Annotated in this window: 18 protein-coding genes; 9 read left to right on the forward strand and 9 right to left on the reverse strand. The window is 72.5% G+C overall.

The features are described 5' to 3' along the window. Positions 1-81 precede the first annotated feature (81 nt). The 3 genes from GA0070603_RS04100 to GA0070603_RS04110 are packed head-to-tail and all read left to right on the forward strand — an operon-like array spanning position 82 to position 2,653. Positions 82-1,257, forward strand: coding sequence for a sensor histidine kinase (locus GA0070603_RS04100; RefSeq protein ID WP_244282384.1), 1,176 nt, complete (start codon positions 82-84; stop codon positions 1,255-1,257). A 1-nt stretch (position 1,258) separates the two neighbouring features. Beyond that, complete coding sequence (locus tag GA0070603_RS04105) at positions 1,259-1,921, forward strand: response regulator (RefSeq protein WP_091307338.1); 663 nt, start codon at positions 1,259-1,261, stop codon at positions 1,919-1,921. A gap of 21 nt (positions 1,922-1,942) precedes the next feature. After that, positions 1,943-2,653: a DNA alkylation repair protein gene (locus GA0070603_RS04110; RefSeq protein WP_091307343.1), complete on the forward strand. Its 711-nt coding sequence runs from the start codon at positions 1,943-1,945 to the stop codon at positions 2,651-2,653. On the opposite strand, the gene map is transcribed toward GA0070603_RS04110, so the two are convergent. Next, a complete protein-coding gene (map, locus tag GA0070603_RS04115) occupies positions 2,650-3,414 on the reverse strand; it encodes a type I methionyl aminopeptidase (RefSeq protein WP_091307345.1) in 765 nt (254 codons plus the stop codon). The two genes, GA0070603_RS04110 and map, sit on opposite strands and share 4 nt — an antisense overlap. Positions 3,415-3,480: 66 nt before the next feature. Between map and GA0070603_RS04120 the strand changes: the two genes are divergently transcribed. Both GA0070603_RS04120 and GA0070603_RS04125 read left to right on the forward strand, forming a co-directional pair. After that, the gene (locus GA0070603_RS04120; RefSeq protein WP_091307349.1) at positions 3,481-3,783 is read left to right on the forward strand and encodes a helix-turn-helix transcriptional regulator; all 303 of its coding nucleotides are present in this window, start codon (positions 3,481-3,483) and stop codon (positions 3,781-3,783) included. A gap of 129 nt (positions 3,784-3,912) precedes the next feature. Further along, on the forward strand, positions 3,913-5,196 hold the full coding sequence (locus tag GA0070603_RS04125) for a D-alanyl-D-alanine carboxypeptidase family protein (RefSeq protein ID WP_091307352.1): 1,284 nt from the start codon (positions 3,913-3,915) through the stop codon (positions 5,194-5,196). Positions 5,197-5,222: 26 nt separating this feature from the next. On the opposite strand, the gene GA0070603_RS04130 is transcribed toward GA0070603_RS04125, so the two are convergent. Then, positions 5,223-5,750 carry a hypothetical protein gene (locus tag GA0070603_RS04130; RefSeq protein WP_091307356.1) on the reverse strand — a complete coding sequence of 176 codons (528 nt, stop codon included), beginning with the start codon at positions 5,748-5,750 and terminating at the stop codon, positions 5,223-5,225. A 179-nt stretch (positions 5,751-5,929) separates the two neighbouring features. On the opposite strand from GA0070603_RS04130, the gene GA0070603_RS04135 reads away from it, so the two are divergent. Both GA0070603_RS04135 and rph read left to right on the forward strand, forming a co-directional pair. Next, positions 5,930-6,574, forward strand: coding sequence for a DNA alkylation repair protein (locus GA0070603_RS04135; RefSeq protein WP_091321512.1), 645 nt, complete (start codon positions 5,930-5,932; stop codon positions 6,572-6,574). A 201-nt stretch (positions 6,575-6,775) separates the two neighbouring features. Further along, the gene (gene rph, locus GA0070603_RS04140) at positions 6,776-9,373 is read left to right on the forward strand and encodes a rifamycin-inactivating phosphotransferase (RefSeq protein WP_091307360.1); all 2,598 of its coding nucleotides are present in this window, start codon (positions 6,776-6,778) and stop codon (positions 9,371-9,373) included. A 21-nt stretch (positions 9,374-9,394) separates the two neighbouring features. On the opposite strand, the gene GA0070603_RS04145 is transcribed toward rph, so the two are convergent. Next, entirely contained in the window at positions 9,395-9,838 is a 444-nt protein-coding gene (locus GA0070603_RS04145) for an OsmC family protein (protein WP_091307363.1), read from the reverse strand. A gap of 81 nt (positions 9,839-9,919) precedes the next feature. Continuing rightward, positions 9,920-10,507 (reverse strand): TetR/AcrR family transcriptional regulator, encoded by a 588-nt coding sequence (locus tag GA0070603_RS04150; RefSeq protein ID WP_091307366.1) that lies wholly within the window; start codon positions 10,505-10,507, stop codon positions 9,920-9,922. A gap of 145 nt (positions 10,508-10,652) precedes the next feature. Between GA0070603_RS04150 and GA0070603_RS04155 the strand changes: the two genes are divergently transcribed. After that, a complete protein-coding gene (locus tag GA0070603_RS04155) occupies positions 10,653-11,672 on the forward strand; it encodes an aldo/keto reductase (protein ID WP_091307369.1) in 1,020 nt (339 codons plus the stop codon). 64 nt (positions 11,673-11,736) lie between these two features. Here GA0070603_RS04155 and GA0070603_RS04160 read toward each other — a convergent pair whose 3' ends face one another. Beyond that, positions 11,737-12,735 carry a helix-turn-helix transcriptional regulator gene (locus GA0070603_RS04160; RefSeq protein WP_091321514.1) on the reverse strand — a complete coding sequence of 333 codons (999 nt, stop codon included), beginning with the start codon at positions 12,733-12,735 and terminating at the stop codon, positions 11,737-11,739. A 91-nt stretch (positions 12,736-12,826) separates the two neighbouring features. Here GA0070603_RS04160 and GA0070603_RS04165 point away from each other — a divergent pair, with 91 nt between their 5' ends. Next, entirely contained in the window at positions 12,827-13,345 is a 519-nt protein-coding gene (locus GA0070603_RS04165; protein ID WP_091307372.1) for a VOC family protein, read from the forward strand. A gap of 22 nt (positions 13,346-13,367) precedes the next feature. On the opposite strand, the gene GA0070603_RS04170 is transcribed toward GA0070603_RS04165, so the two are convergent. From GA0070603_RS04170 to GA0070603_RS04185, 4 genes are all read right to left on the reverse strand, one after another. Continuing rightward, positions 13,368-13,670 (reverse strand): GNAT family N-acetyltransferase, encoded by a 303-nt coding sequence (locus GA0070603_RS04170; protein ID WP_091307376.1) that lies wholly within the window; start codon positions 13,668-13,670, stop codon positions 13,368-13,370. Between the two features lie 32 nt (positions 13,671-13,702). After that, entirely contained in the window at positions 13,703-14,137 is a 435-nt protein-coding gene (locus tag GA0070603_RS04175; protein WP_244282386.1) for a ChaB family protein, read from the reverse strand. Positions 14,138-14,161: 24 nt separating this feature from the next. Beyond that, positions 14,162-14,605 (reverse strand): phage holin family protein, encoded by a 444-nt coding sequence (locus GA0070603_RS04180; RefSeq protein WP_091307380.1) that lies wholly within the window; start codon positions 14,603-14,605, stop codon positions 14,162-14,164. 117 nt (positions 14,606-14,722) lie between these two features. Next, the gene (locus GA0070603_RS04185; RefSeq protein WP_091307384.1) at positions 14,723-15,553 is read right to left on the reverse strand and encodes a PIG-L family deacetylase; all 831 of its coding nucleotides are present in this window, start codon (positions 15,551-15,553) and stop codon (positions 14,723-14,725) included. Positions 15,554-15,608: the final 55 nt, after the last annotated feature.

The raw sequence follows: 15,608 nt of genomic DNA on the forward strand, positions 1-15,608 counted from the left end.
CGCCGGTACCGCGTCCGCGGTACGCCCACCTACCACGGGCGGGGGATGCTCCGCCCGCGACGACCGTTCTACAGTTCGGCCATGCGCCGTGATCTGCCGTACGCCCTCGGCGGCCTCGCCCTCGGCGGCCTCCTGCTGGGCAACGCCGCGCTCGCGCCGGACGCCGCCCCGGTGCGGGTGGTCGACGTCGCCCTGGTCCTGGTCATGGCCGCGGCCCTGGCGGCGTGCCGGCGGCACCCGGTGGTGGCGCTGGTCGTGGTGACCGCCGCCATGCTGGCCCTGCACGTCCGCGTCCACTCCGGGGTGTCCGCCGCGTTCCCGGTCCTCGGCACGGTCTACCTCGCCGCCTGGCGCGGCCACCGGTCGGCCGCCGTGCTGGCCAGCCTCGTCTTCCTCGGCGGCTTCCTGGCCCGGGACGTCTCCGTCGCGCCCGCCGGCCGGCCGGGCCAGCAGATCGCCGAGCGGACCGCCCTGCTGCTGGGCTGGTTCGTGGCGGCCAACGTGGCCGGGCTCGTCGCGCGGCAGCACCGGGCGTACCTGGAACAGGTCGAGCAGCGCGCGATCGAGGCGGAACGCACCCGGGAGGAGATGGCGTTGCGCCGCGCCGGCGAGGAGCGCCTGCGCATCGCCCGCGACCTGCACGACTCGCTGACCCACAACATCTCGGTGATCAAGGTGCAGACCGGGATCGCCGTGCACCTGGCCCGCAAGCACGGCGAGGAACCGTCGGCCACGCTGCTGGCGATCCAGGAGGCCAGCAGCGCCGCGATGCGGGAACTGCGGGCCACCCTGGACGTCCTGCGCGCGCCCTCCGACGAGGACCCCGTCGGGCTGGCCCGGGTGGACGAGCTCGCCCAGCGGACCCGGGCGGCCGGCGTGCCGGTGCAGGTGACCGTCACCGGTGAGCCCCGGGACCTGCCCGCCGAGGTCGACCAGGCCGGTTACCGCGTCGTCCAGGAGGCGCTGACCAACGTGGCCCGCCACGCCGGCCCCGCCACCGCCCGGGTCCACGTCGAGTACGCCCCGGCGCGGCTGACCGTCTCGGTGACCGACGACGGGCAGGCGTCGCCGGCCCGGCCGGTGACCCCGGGTGTGGGCCTGCGCGGCATGCGGGAACGGGTCACCGGAGTGGGCGGCACGCTCCGGGCCGCCGCCCGCGACGGCGGTGGGTTCGCGGTACGAGCGGCCTTCCCGCTGGACGCAGCCGGCACGCCGGGGGCCGTCCTCCCCGCCCAGCCCGCCGCGGATCGTGGCTGACGTGATCCGGGTCCTGCTCGCCGACGACCAGGCGCTCATGCGGGCCGGATTCCGGGCCCTGCTCGACGCCGAGGACGGCCTGGAGGTCGTCGGGGAGGCCGCCGACGGCGCCGCGGCGGTTCAGCTGTCCCGACGCCTGCGGCCGGACGTCGTGCTGATGGACGTGCAGATGCCGGGACTCGACGGCATCGAGGCCACCCGGCGCCTCGCCGCCGATCCCGACCTCACGGCGGTCCGCGTCCTCATCCTCACCAACTACGGCCTCGACTCCTACGTCTTCGCCGCCCTCCGCGCGGGCGCCAGCGGGTTCCTCCTGAAGGACGCCGACCCCGCCGACCTGCTCCAGGCCATCGCCGTCGTGGCCCGCGGCGACGCGCTGCTCGCCCCCGCGGTCACCCGCACGCTCATCAGCGAGTTCGTCGCCGGTCCCCCACCGGCCGACCCGGCGGCCGGACGCGACGTGCTGACCGCCCGCGAACAGGAGATCGTCGAGCTGGTGGCCCAGGGGCTGGGCAACGACGAGATCGCCGAACGCATGGTGATCAGTCCGTTGACCGCCAAGACGCACGTCAACCGGGCCATGACGAAGCTGCACTGCCGCGACCGCGCCCAACTGGTCGTGTGGGCGTACGAGGCGGGGTTGATCACACCGCGCCGCCGGTGACAGCGGGTAGGTTGCTCAGTCATGGCCACGAGCACGGACGTCCGGCGGGACCTCGCCCGCCTCGCCGACCCGCGCCGGGCGGAGGCGTCGAGCCGGTTCCTGCAGATCGTCCCGGGCGGCTACGGCGAGGGCGACACGGCCATCGGCGTCCCGGTGCCGGACCAGCGCCGGGTGGCCGGCCGGTACTGGCGTGACCTCTCGCTGGCCGAGACCGCCGACCTGCTGACCGGCGGCGTGCACGAGGAGCGGCTCACGTCGCTGTTCATCCTCGTGCGCAAGTTCGCCAGGGCGGACGAGACCGAACGCGGCCGGATCGTCGACATCGTCCTGGCCAACACCTGCCACATCGACAACTGGGATCTGGTGGACTCCTCCGCCCCGTACATCCTCGGGCCCTGGCTCATCGACAAGGACCGGAGCGTCCTGGACCGGTTGGCCGGGTCGAGCCTGGTGTGGGACCGGCGCATCGCCGTCATGGCGACGTTCGCCTTCATCCGGGCCGGCGACTTCGACTGGACCTTCCGCCTCGCCGACCGGCTCCTGCGCGACCCGCACGACCTCGTCCACAAGGCCGTGGGCTGGATGCTGCGCGAGGTGGGCAACCGCGACCGGGCGGCCGAGGAGGAGTTCCTGGCCTCCCGGTACCGGGCGATGCCCCGGGTCATGCTGCGGTACGCGATCGAGAAGTTCGACCCGCGGCGGCGTGGCGAGTACCTGTCCGGCGCCGCCTAGCGGGTCAGCACCTCGGCGCCGTCCTCGGTGATGGCGATCGTGTGCTCGCTGTGCGCGGTCCGGCAGCCGGTCGCGCTGCGCAGCGTCCAGCCGTCGGCGTCGGTGACCAGCTCGGCGGTGTCCGCCATGACCCACGGCTCCAGCGCCAGCAGCAGCCCGGGGCGCAGCGGGTACCCGCGACCGGGCCGCCCCGTGTTGGCGACGTGCGGGTCCTGGTGCATCGTCGACCCGACGCCGTGACCGCCGAACTCGGTGTTGATCGAATACCCGGCCGCACGGAGGACCGAGCCGATGGCATGGGAGATGTCACCGACGCGCGCCCCCGGCCCGGCCGCGGCGATCCCCGCGGCCAGCGCCCGCTCGGTCGCATTGATCAGCGCCACGCTCTCCGCGGGCTTCGCGTCGCCCACGATGAAGCTGACGGCGGAGTCCGCGACAACTCCGCCCAGGGAGACGGCGAGGTCGAGCGACAGCAGGTCCCCGTCGGCAAGCGTGTAGTCGTACGGCCGCCCGTGGAGCACCGCGTCGTTGACCGACGTGCAGATGTAGTGGCCGAACGGCCCGCGCCCGAAGGACGGCTCGTAGTCGACGTAGCAGGACTGCGCCCCGGCCTCGATGATCATGGCCTGGGCCCACCGGTCGATGTCCCGGAGGTTCGTGCCCACCGCGCAGCGACCCCGCAGCGTGCGCAGGATGTGGGCGACCAGGGCACCGGCCTCCCGGGCGCGGGGCAGTTCGGTGGGGTCCAGGATCTCGATCATGCGGCGCCTCACTCGTGCGGCCAATAAGTATCCCGGCCATACTATCCCGGTACTAGAATCGGCGTCATGGTCAGGTTGCCGCTCACTCCCGCGGAGGTCGAACGCGGTCAGCGCCTCGGCGCCCTCCTGCGGCGCGCCCGCGGGGAGAGGTCGATGCTCCACACCGCGCTGGACGCGGGTGTCTCCCCGGAGACCCTCCGGAAGATCGAGTCCGGTCGCGTGGCCACCCCTGCCTTCCCGACCATCGCCGCGATCGCCGACGTCCTCGGCCTCTCCCTCGACGCCGTGTGGGCCGAGATCAACCCGTCGGACGGCCGGGTCGAACTCGCCGGCTCGGGTCGCCACGCGGGCGAGCGGTTGGCCTCGTAGGTCGTCCGCCCGGCCACACGTGGCCCCGCGACGCCGGCGCCGCCTTGACCGGGTGACCACAGCGGTGATACCGAGATCAGCACGCCGGCGCCTGCCGGGCCGCGCGGCGCACCACACGGGGGAGACAGCATGCTCGACTCTGCGACGACCCAGGTGATCCCGCGGGTCCCGCCACCGCCACGCCGCCGCCGGCGGCGTCTCCCGGCGCTGATCAGCATCCTGATGACCCTGCTCCTGCTCGCCGCCGCGCTGGTGGCGGTCGCACCGCTGCGCCACCCGCTGCCCGCGCCGACAGTCACGCGGACGCTGCCCGCGTCGACAGTCATCCCCGGCACGGCGCCGGCCCTGCCGTGGCCGCAGTCCGGGCAGGCCGCCCTCTACGTGGAGGGCATCGGATCCATCGGCGCCTCGGGCGGCAGCCGACCGCTGCCCATCGGCAGCGTGGCCAAGGTGATGACGGCGTACGTCATCCTGACCGAGCACCCCCTGGACCGCGGCGAGCACGGCCCGAAGCTGACCGTCAGCGCGGCGCAGGCCGCCGCGTACCCGAGCGAACTCGCGCGCGGCGAGTCCCTCATCCGCGTCACCGCGGGCGCGGTCTTCACCGAGCGCCAGGCCCTCCAGGCGGTGCTGCTGCCGTCGGCGAACAACATGGCGCGGATCCTCGCCGCCTGGGACGCCGGCAGCATCGAGGCGTTCGTCGACAAGATGAACGACACGGCCGCCGAGTTCGGCATGCGGAACACCCACTACACCGACCCGTCCGGGCTCAGCCCGGCGACCGTCAGCACCGCCGCCGACCAGGTGATCCTCGCCCGCAAGGCGATGGCCCTGCCCGCGTTCGCGGAGATCGTGGCCCAGAAGAAGGCCACCCTGCCCGTCGCCGGCGAGGTCAAGAACTACAACTCGCTCGTCGGCCGCAACGGCGTCGTGGGCATCAAGACCGGCTCCACCGACGAGGCCGGGGGGTGCCTGTCCTTCGCGTTCGTCGTCACCGTCGGCGGCCGGAAGATCACCGTCGTCGGGGCCGTCCTCGGGCAGCCCGGCGCGGACACCCCCGTCCAGTTGGAGCGGGTCTTCCGGGTGACCCGCTCGCTGATCCGCACCGCCACGTCGGCGATCGCGCTGCACCCCGTCGTCCGTGCCGGCGACCCGGTCGCCACCGTCCGCGGGCCGCTCGGCGCCCGGACCACGATCCACGCCGCGAACGACCTGTCCGTGGTCGGCTGGCCCGGTCTCCGCGTCAGGCTGGACGCCGACATCCCGGCCGTGCCGGCCGACCTGCCCGCCGGCGCCGAACACGGCCGGGTCACCGCCGTCGCCGGCGGCGGCAGGCCCGTCACGACCCCGCTCCGATCAGGGGTACGCCTCGAAGCCCCCAGCACCTGGGACCGCATCCGCAGGCACCGCTGACGCGGCGGCAACCGCGGTCGGGCGGGTCAGGGCGCGGTGGGCTCGCAGTCCGCCGCGAACGTGTCGAAGGCGACCGTCACGGTGCCGTCGGCGTTGAGGGTGGTGTGGTTCGTGATCCGGAGCGTGGCGTCGTTGCCCGGCCCCGGCCCGACGATCCCGAACACCAGTTGCTGGGTGGAGGTGATCGGCAGCCCACCCGATCCCTGGTTGTAGACGAAGAGGTTGACCCGGGTGCTGACGTACCGGTCGCCGGTCGTCGCGCCGACGCCGTGCACACTGGACTGAGTCTCGACGATGTGCACGTGGAAGCCGCCGGTCTCGTCGACGGTCACGTGGTACACCTCGGAGATCGTGCCGTCGAAGTTCACGACCTCGCCGAGACCGCCGTTGGCGCACGGCAGGACGACGGAGAGGTCCATCGGGGCCTGGAGGATCCGGGTGGTGGTCTCCGCGGCGTACGCCGGTGCCGGCCCCGCCACGAGCACGAGTGACGGCGCGAGCAGCGCCACCGCCGAGGCGGTCCGGGCCCGGCGGGTGAGCCTGATCTTGTGCATGGCGATCGTCCTTCCGCGTGGACGCCCCGGCCGCGACCGACCGGGCTCACCGGGAATGTCCTCGCGGTGGGTGAGGGTGTCAATACGGCCCCGCGTGTCGTGCGCGTTTCCGTCATAGGCTGCGTCTCGCACGCGACGGGCGGGAGGTTGAGGTGGCCGACACCAGGCTGGCCGAGGTGATGGCCGAGCTGGCCGCGCTGGAGGACCCGAAGGCGCGCCAGGTGAACGCCAGACACGGTGACGACCACGGCGTGAACCTCGGCAGGCTGCGCACGCTCGCGAAGCGGCTGAAGACGCAGCAGGACCTGGCGTGCCAGCTCTGGCAGACGGGCGACACGGCGGCGAGACTGCTGGCGATCCTGGTCTGCCGGCCGAAGGCGTTCGAGCGGGACGAGCTGGACGTCATGCTGCGCGAGGCGCGCACGCCCAAGGTGCACGACTGGCTCGTGAACAACGTGGTGAAGAAGAATCCGCACGCCGAAGAGCTGCGCGTGGCCTGGTCCGCCGACCCGGACCCGGTGGTCGCGAGCGCCGGTTGGGCGCTGACCGCCGAACGTGTGGCGAGGAGGCCCGAGGGCCTCGACCTCGCCGCCTTGCTCGACGTCATCGAGGCGGAGATGAAGGACGCCCCGGATCGCCTGCAGTGGGCGATGAACAACTGCCTGGCGCAGATCGGGATCGACCACGCCGAGCACCGCGCCCGCGCCATCGACATCGGCGAGCGGCTGGCGGTGCTCAAGGACTACCCGACCTCGCCGGGCTGCACCTCGCCGTACGCGCCCACCTGGATCGCCGAGATGGTGCGCCGCCAGCAGGACCACTAGGAGAGCGTCGCTCGCAGGAGGAAGAGCCGAATGCGCCGGTTCCGCTTCTGCGGGAAATGAATTCGGGCCGCGGCTGCGGAATGACGGCAGAAGATCGCTCCCACTTTAACGTATATCGCACCGGGGGTCTTGCCGCAAGGCCGGGGTCGTGACGCAGAATCGTCGGCCGGACCCGGGAACGGGCGAAGAAATGGGGCGCGAATGAGCGAGCGGTACGTGGTGGGTTTCCAGGAGGTCGACGAGACGTGGGTGGCGATCGTCGGTGGCAAGGGCGCGCACCTCGGGGCGTTGGCGCGGATCGACGGCCTCCGCGTGCCGGACGGCTTCTGCGTGACGACGGACGCCTTCCGCCGGGTCCTGGCCGACGTTCCGTCGGTCGACGACCGGCTCGCTGAACTGTCGCGCCTGAACCCGGACGACCGGGAGGCGATCCGAACGCTCAGTGCGGACATCCGCCGGAGCATCGCAGAGGCACCGGTCCCAAACGACGTGGCGGCGGCGATCACCCGGGCCCTTGCGGAACTCGGGGAGGACGCCGCGTACGCCGTCCGGTCCAGCGCGACGGCCGAGGACCTGCCGACGGCATCGTTCGCGGGCCAGCAGGACACGTACCTGAACGTCATCGGGGTGGCGGCGATCCTCCGGCACGTCAGCCGCTGCTGGGCCTCGCTGTTCACCGAGCGGGCCGTGACCTACCGCCAGCGCAACGGCATCGACCACCGCGCGGTCCACATGGCCGTTGTGGTGCAGGAGATGGTCTTCCCGCAGGCCGCCGGGGTCCTGTTCACGGCCGACCCCGTCACGTCGAACCGGACGGTCGCCTCCGTGGAGGCCAGCTTCGGCCTCGGGGAGGCTCTGGTCTCGGGGCTGGTGAACGCGGACGCCTACCGGGTGCGGGACGGTGAGATCATCCACAGGGCGATCGCCACCAAGCGGCTCGCCGTCCACGCCCTGCCGGACGGCGGCACGCGGGAACGGGCGATCGACCCGGAGCGGCAGGACAAGCCGGCGCTGACGGACGAGCAGGTCCGGCGACTGGTGCAGCTGGGCCGGCGGATCGAGACGCACTTCGGCCACCCCCAGGACATCGAGTGGTGCCTGGTCGACGACGGCTTCCAGGTCGTCCAGAGCCGGCCGATCACGACACTGTTCCCGATTCCCGAGGCCGGCGACGGAGAGAACCACGTCTACCTCTCCGTCGGTCACCAGCAGATGATGACCGACGCCATGAAGCCTCTGGGGCTGTCGATGTGGAAGATGACGGCCATGGCGCCGATGCACGAGGCCGGCGGCAGGCTGTTCGTGGACGTCACCCCACACCTGGCCTCGCCGGCGCGCCGCGCCGGTTTCCTGGAGATGGCGGGGCGGGGCGATCCGCTGACCAGGGACGCGCTGGAGACCGTCATCGACCGCGGCGACTTCATCCCGTCACTCCCCGACCAGGCTCCCCCGAGGCCGCCCGCCGGCGGCACGCCCGCCCCGATCGAGACCGATCCGGCCATCGTCGCCGACCTGATCGCACGCAGCCAGGCGTCCGTCGCCGCCCTGCGACGCGACATCGGGACGAAGTCCGGGCCCGCGCTGTTCGACTTCCTCCTGACTGCCTTCGCGGAACAGAAGCGGCTCCTCAGCGATCCGCGCAGCATGCAGGCGATCATGGCGGGGATGGACGCCACGTGGTGGCTCAACGACCAGTTGGAGGCGTGGCTGGGCGACAGGAACGCGGCGGACACGCTCACGTTGTCCGCGCCCCACAACATCACCTCGGAGATGGGGCTGGCGCTCCTGGACGTCGCCGACGTCATCCGCCCGCACCCGGAGGTGGTGGCCTTCCTCCAGGGGGTCGAGGACGAGAGCTTCCTCGACGAGCTGGCCAAGCTCCCGGGCGGTCCGGAAGCGCGCGACGCCATCGGGGCCTACCTCGACAGGTACGGCATGCGCTGCGTCGGCGAGATCGACATCACGAGGCCCCGCTGGAGCGAGCGCCCCAGTACCCTCGTGCCCGTCATCCTCGACAACGTCAGGAACTTCGCGCCGGGCGAGAGCACGCGGCGCTTCGAGCAGGGGCGCCGGGAGGCGGCGAAGAAGGAACAGGACGTCCTGGCGCGGCTGCGGGCCCTGCCGGACGGGCAGCGCAAGGCCGACGAGACCAAGCGGATGATCGACCGGGTCCGCACCTTCATCGGCTACCGGGAGTATCCGAAGTACGCCATCATCAGCCGCTACCTCGTCTACAAGCGGGCCCTGCTGGAGGAGGCCGAGCGCCTCGTGCGGGCCGGCGTGCTCGGCGCGCAGGAGGACATCTTCTACCTCACGTTCGCCGAGCTTCACGACGTCGTCCGCACGCACCGGGCGGATCACCGGCTCATCCAGCGGCGGAAGGACGAGTTCCGGTGGCATCAGACGCTCACACCGCCCCGGGTGCTCACCTCCGAGGGTGAGGGCATCGCCGGGGCGTACCGGCGCGACGGGGTGCCGGCCGGCGCGCTGGTCGGCCTGCCGGTCTCCGGCGGGATCGTCGAGGGTCGGGCCCGCGTCATCCTGGACCTGGCCGAGGCCGATCTCGGACCGGGTGACATCCTGGTCACCCCCTACACCGACCCGAGCTGGTCACCCCTGTTCGTGGCGGTCGAGGGACTGGTGACGGAGGTGGGCGGCCTCATGACCCACGGGGCGGTGATCGCCCGGGAGTACGGCCTGCCCGCCGTCGTCGGCGTGCAGGGTGCGACCAGGCTGATCCGGGACGGTCAGCGCATTCGCGTGCACGGCACCGACGGGTACGTGGAGCTCCTGCCCTGACCGCCCAGCACGTCCCGGCCCTCAGTCCTCGACGGAACCCGCAGTGTCGACGATCGTGACGGGAGTGCCGAGTTCGACGGTACGGGAGACGGTGCAGAGCCGGTCGTGCGACTGCTGCAACGATCGGGGCAGCGCCTCGCGTGCCCTGTCGCCGTCGGCGCCCGCCGGGAACGTCACGGTGAACTCGACCTTGAGGTTCTCCATCCGGTTCCCGCCGGCCTCGTCCCGGATCTTGTCGCCGGTGACCTCGACGGCGAACCGGGTGGGCTCGGCGCGGCGGCTGGTGATGTAGTCCACGTCGATGGCCGTGCAGCCGCCGATGGCAGCCAGAAGGAGCTCCACCGGCGTGAAGGCGCCGTCCTCGCCCGTGCCCATCGGCAGCGATCCGCCGCGGACGTTCCGTGCGACGTAGTTCCCCATGCTGGTGCGCTCGATCTCCACCGAGCGGAAGGTGTCCTCACTCATGACAGGGAAGCTACCGAGGCCGGCCGGTCCCCGGGCCACCGGCCCGGCCGGCCGGTCGCTTCTTCTGTCGTGGGTATGCCCTCAGCGGACCCGAAGTCCGGCGAGGAGGAGCTGGACCAGGCGGCGCGCGTCGTACCGGGGGTCGTTACCGGCGCCGATGCAGAGATTGCCGACGCCGCGGAGCAGTCCGTACGCGTCCAGGTCGGGACGGATCTCGCCGGCCGCGACCGCGGCGTCGAGCAGTTGGTCGCACACGGGGACCAGGCGGTCGAGGAAGTAGGCGTGCAGGGTCTGGAAGGCGGCGGCGTCGGACTGTAGCGCTTCGGCGAGCCCGTGTTTGGTGGTCAGGAAATCGACGAACAGGTCGATCCACCGCACCAGGGCGGTGTGCGGTGTGCCGCTGTCGGCCAGCAGGGCGGGGCCCGCCTCGGCACACGCCTCGATCTGGTGCCGGTAGACGGCGACGATGAGGTCGGCTCGGGTCGGGAAGTGGCGGTAGATGGTGCCCACCCCGACGCCCGCCCTGGCGGCGATGTCGCGCACGGGCACGTCGACGCCGGAGGCGACGAATGCCGCGGAGGCGGCATCCAGCAGGGCTTTCTCGTTGCGCCGGGCGTCGGCGCGCTTGCGCGGGGCCGCTTGCTCGGCGCCGCTGTCGATCTCGGCCAAACCGGGTTACCCCCATCACACCACTTGGCATCCGGAACACTGTTCCGTATGTTGGTTATCGGAACGGCGTTCCGCTTGGTGAGCTTACCGGGCCTGCCGGTCGCCGCCAAACGATGCACCGCCGCACGTCTTCAGGAGGACAGCCATGCAGTACCGCAGCTTGGGCCGCACGGGTGTGCAGGTCAGCACCCTCGTACTCGGCGCGATGAATTTCGGCAGGATCGGCAACACCACCCAGGAGGAAGCCACCGCCATCGTCGACGCGGCGCTCGACGCGGGGATCAACCTCATCGACACCGCCGACGTCTACAGCGGCGGCCAGTCCGAGGAGATGGTCGGCAGGGCCATCGCCGGCCGCCGGGACGACGTCGTGCTGGCCACCAAGGCGACCCTGCCGATGGGCGACGAGCGCAACCGTCGGGGTGGTTCGCGCCGCTGGCTGGTCACCGCGCTGGACAACAGCCTGCGCCGCCTCGGCGTCGACCACGTCGACCTCTACCAGATGCACCGGTGGGACCCGACGACCAGCGACGAGGAGACGCTGTCGGCGCTGACGGACCTGCAACGCGCGGGAAAGATCCGCTATTTCGGCTCCTCGACCTTCCCGGCCTACCGCGTCGTCCAGGCCCAGTGGACGGCCCGGGAGCGGCACCTGAGCCGTTACGTGACCGAGCAGCCGAGCTACTCGATCCTGCAACGCGGCATCGAGACCCACGTGCTGCCGGTGACGCAGGAGTACGGCATGGGCGTGCTCGCCTGGAGCCCGCTGGCCTCGGGCTGGCTGTCCGGCGCGATCCGTGCCGGACGGGAGATCACCACCAACCGATCGGGCTTCATGCGGCAGCGCTACGACATCAGCGTTGCCGCCAACCGGGCCAAACTGGAGGCCGTGGAGCGACTGGCCACGGTGGCCGACGAGGCCGGGCTCAGCCTGATCCAGCTCGCGCTCGGATTCGTCACCGCGCACCCGGGCGTCACCAGCGCGATCATCGGCCCCCGCACGGCGGACCACCTTCGCTCCCAGCTCGCCGCCGCGGACACCGTACTCTCCACCGACGTGCTGGACGCGATCGACGCGATCGTGGCGCCCGGCGTCGACCTCGCCCCCGACGAGAAGCACGACACCCCGCCCGCCCTGCTCGACCCGGCGCTGCGCCGCCGCTGATCCGCCGGCACCATCACGGACGTACGACATCGCACGGAGGCCCACCGCCGCGGAGCGTGCGCGGTCACGCGGGGTCCGGAGCCGCCACACCGTCGTGACGGCCCTGGTGGTCCGGCCCCGCGGTGGCGGCCTGGAACAGCGCGGCGGTCGACCTGAGGTGGGCGGCCAGCTCGGGCGGACCGCCCACCTCGAACGGCAGCCCGATCGACGCCAACCGGAGCGCATGCCATTCCAGGGTGTCCGGCGGCGCGAGCCACCGGCAGGTGCCGCCGGGCTGTTCGGTCAGCGTGCCCGGCGGCGGCCCGCCGAGGCGGTCCACCACCTGGGCGGCCGGCGCGTGGATCACGACGTCGGCCGCGTACGTCGGCGCCATCTGCATGGTCCGGCGGGCGACGAAGGCGGCGACGTCCCCGCCGGGCACGTCCCTCGTGACCGCCCGGGCCCCGGTGGCGGCGGGATTCGTCACCCGGTCCAGCCGGAAGGTCCGCCAGTCGTCGCGGTCCAGGTCGAAGGCGAGCAGGTACCAGCGCCGCCCGGCCGTCACCAGGGCACGCGGCTCCACGTGCCGGCCCTCGTCACGGTAACGGAACCGCAGCCGCTCGTGGTTGGCGACCGTCGCGGCGGTGACGACAAGCGTGTCGGGGTCCACCGGCTCCCCGGCCAGGGAGAACGGGTGGGCCACGGTGGAGGACGACAAGGTGTCGACCCGGCGCCGCAGCCGGGCCGGCAGGACCTGAAGCAGCTTGCCCAACGCCCGCACCGCCGCCTCGTCCACCCCGGCCACCGGCTGCGCCGCGGCGGTACGCAGCCCGATGGCCACGGCGACCGCCTCGTCGTCCTCCAGCAGCAGCGGCGGCATGGCCGCGCCTGCGGTCAGCTGGTAGCCGCCCAGGCCGCCCTGCTCCGCACGCACCGGATAGCCCAGCTCCCGTAGTCGGTCGATGTCGCGCCGCACGGTCCGGCCGGACACCCCGAGCCGCTGCGCCAGCTCGCTACCCGGCCACAACCGAGGGGTCTGCAACAGCGACAGCAGGGACAGCAGTCGGGCACGCGCGTCGGACATGACCGCCATTCTGGCGCTCGGTTAGGACGGGACCTGACCTATACCTGACCTAGCGTGGCCGCAGTTCGTCACGACACGAGGGAGATTCGCCATGAACAGCACCGCGCCCGCCGGGTACACGAACGTCGCGCCGTGGATCGTCACGCCGGACACCGGGCAACTGCTGGACTTCGTCACCACGGTGTTCGACGGGGTCGAGCTCGGTCGGGTACGGCTGGAGGACGGGACCATCGGCCACGCCGAGATCCGCGTCGGCGACACGATCCTGCTGGCGTTCGACAGGCGACCGGACTGGCCGGCCATGCCGTCGCTGCTGCGTGTCTTCGTCCCGGACGCCGATGCGGCGACCGAGCGCGCGGTCGCCGCGGGAGCCCGCGTGGTCACCGCACCGGCCACCCACGCCTTCGGTCAACGGGGCGGCCGGGTGCGCGACCCGTTCGGCAACGTCTGGTGGATCAGCGCTGTGGTCGAGGACGTCGCACCCGAGGTGGGCATGCGGCGGCTCGCCGAACCGCGGTACGCCGAGGCGATGCGCGACGCGCAGGAGACGCTGGACCGGGAGCTGAGCGGCCGCACCGACAGCGTCGTCAGCCGACCCCTGATCGGCTGACCCGGGGTGGGGGTGCCGGGAGCTATTTGAGCTTGCGGGTCGACCGGGCCACGATGCCGTCGTACTCGGGATGCTTCTCCAGCCAGCCACTCAGGAAGGGGCAGATCGGCACCACGGTCCGGCGGTTCGCCCGCGCGTGGTCCATCACCGCGCGGGCCAGCGTCGACCCGACGCCGCGTCCCTCGAATTCCGGGGCGACCTCGGTGTGGGTGTAGGCGATGATGGTGCCGGTCAGCTGGTACGTCACCACGCCGGCCGTGGCGCCCGCCTCGTCCCGCGCCTCGAACCGCTCCCGCTCCGGCACGTCCACCACCGTGAAACCCATTCGCCCATCCAACCATGCCCCGCGCTCGGCGTTCACCTCCGCCGGGCGCGGGCGGTGGCCCGGGCGTTGGCCTTCTCGATGGCGCGGACCAGCTCGTCCCGGTCCAGGTTCTGCGGGTCGGCGACGCCCACCCGCCGGGCCACGTCCACGAGGTGCCCCGTGCTGGCGTTGGCGTCGACCCCCTGGGCTGTCGGGCGGCTCCGGTCGCGCGAGGCCGGGGTGCCCAGGGCCGCCTGCGGATCCGACGGCCCCGGGTGCTCCTTGGGCTCCCAGTGGTCGCCGACCTTCTCGTGGGTGTGCTTCAACGACGCGAACGCCGTGCGATGCGCCCGCTCCCCGTCGCCGTAGGTCTCCTCCGCCGACTCCAGCGTCTTCTTGTACGTGCGGACCGCCTTGTCGTCGGAGCGCGCGACGGTCGACGGCACGTCGTCGCGCATCTGCTCGGCCTGCTCGTGCTTGTCCGGCATGAGATCCCTTCCGTCCGGTCCCCGTTACCGGCCCAGCTCGTCACGGGCGGCGTCGGTGCCGGCCGGGACGACCCGGGAGGCGGTCGCCGACACCATGTCCCGCACCTCGTCGGCGAGTCGGGCTGAGCTGCCCCCTGCCGCGCGCAACTGCTCCAGCCCCATCCCGCCGAGGACCACCGCGGTGGCCAGGTAACCGGCGGTGAGGCCGGCGGCGGCCAGCCGGCGAGGCAGGAACGCCTCCAGCAGGCGCAGGACCGTGGTGGAGGCCGCGCCGGCGCCCAGAACCAGGCAGCCGCCGGCGGCGGCCAGCAGCACGATCCCCAGCCCGGCCGGGCGAGCCGCCTCGGTGAGTTGCCCACGGACGGCACGAACCTCCTCGCGGACGACGTCCGCGACGTCCTGCGCCAGACGGTCCGTCGGGCTGCCGATGTGCCCGTTGCGGCCCGGACGCCCGATCGCGTCGCTCATGCGCGCCTCCCCTGACCTGGTTGCGGGCCCTGCGGGTACCCGGGTGGCCGGGCAACACACCGCGGGAGTCGCGTTTCCTCGGTCGTCAGGCGGGCGTGCGCGGGTGAGCGGGGCCGGTCAGCGCAGTCCGGCGAACAGGTCGTCCTCGGGCGTCGGCGCGTCGGTGGTGTCGCGGACCCGGACGAAGGTCTCGACGCCCATGAGTTCGGTGAACCGGTCCTGACCCAGCTGCAGGAAGAAGATGTTCTCGGCCTGGCTGGCGTGCGCCGCCAGGGATTCGAACTTCTGCCCGCCGTAGCCGCTCGTGTCCACCCAGGTGGTGATCTCCTCGTCGGGCAGGCCGAGCTGCGGCATCTCCTCCGACGGCCCGTCCGGCTCGGGAAACTCGACGCCGATCTCCTTCATGACGCGGCCGAACTCCTCGAACGCGCTGCGCGGGACGGTCGTCCAGTAGACCTTCGCGGGGATGCCCGTCCGCTCGACGGCGGCCATGGTGATGCGGTGCGCCTGGATGTGGTCCGGGTGGCCGTAGAAGCCGTTCTCGTCGTAGGTGACCACGACGTCGGGCCGGTAGCGCCGGATCAGCTCGGCCAGCCGCTCGGCGGCCTCCGCCACGGGCGTGTTCCAGAACGCGCCGGGCAGGTCGTTTGTCGCCCAGCCCATCATCCCGGAGTCGGCGTAGCCGAGCGTCTCCACGTGGGTGACCTTCAACGCCTCGCAGCTGGCCGTCAACTCGGCCGCGCGCATCGCCACCACGGCCTCCGGGTCGTGCCCCGGGTCACCCGGCTTCACCCCGCCGGGCCCGTCGCCACACCGCCCGTCCGTGCACGTCACCAGCACCGTCGTGATGCCCTCCGCCGCGTACCTGGCGAGGACGCCACCGGTGCTCGTCGCCTCGTCGTCGGGGTGCGCGTGCACCGCCATCAGGGTCAGAGATCGCTCAGCCACCCCATCACCATACGAGAGACGACCGACGCACTAGCATTGCCGCGGTTCGCGACGG

Source organism: Micromonospora chersina, from assembly GCF_900091475.1.
Classification (GTDB): domain Bacteria; phylum Actinomycetota; class Actinomycetes; order Mycobacteriales; family Micromonosporaceae; genus Micromonospora; species Micromonospora chersina.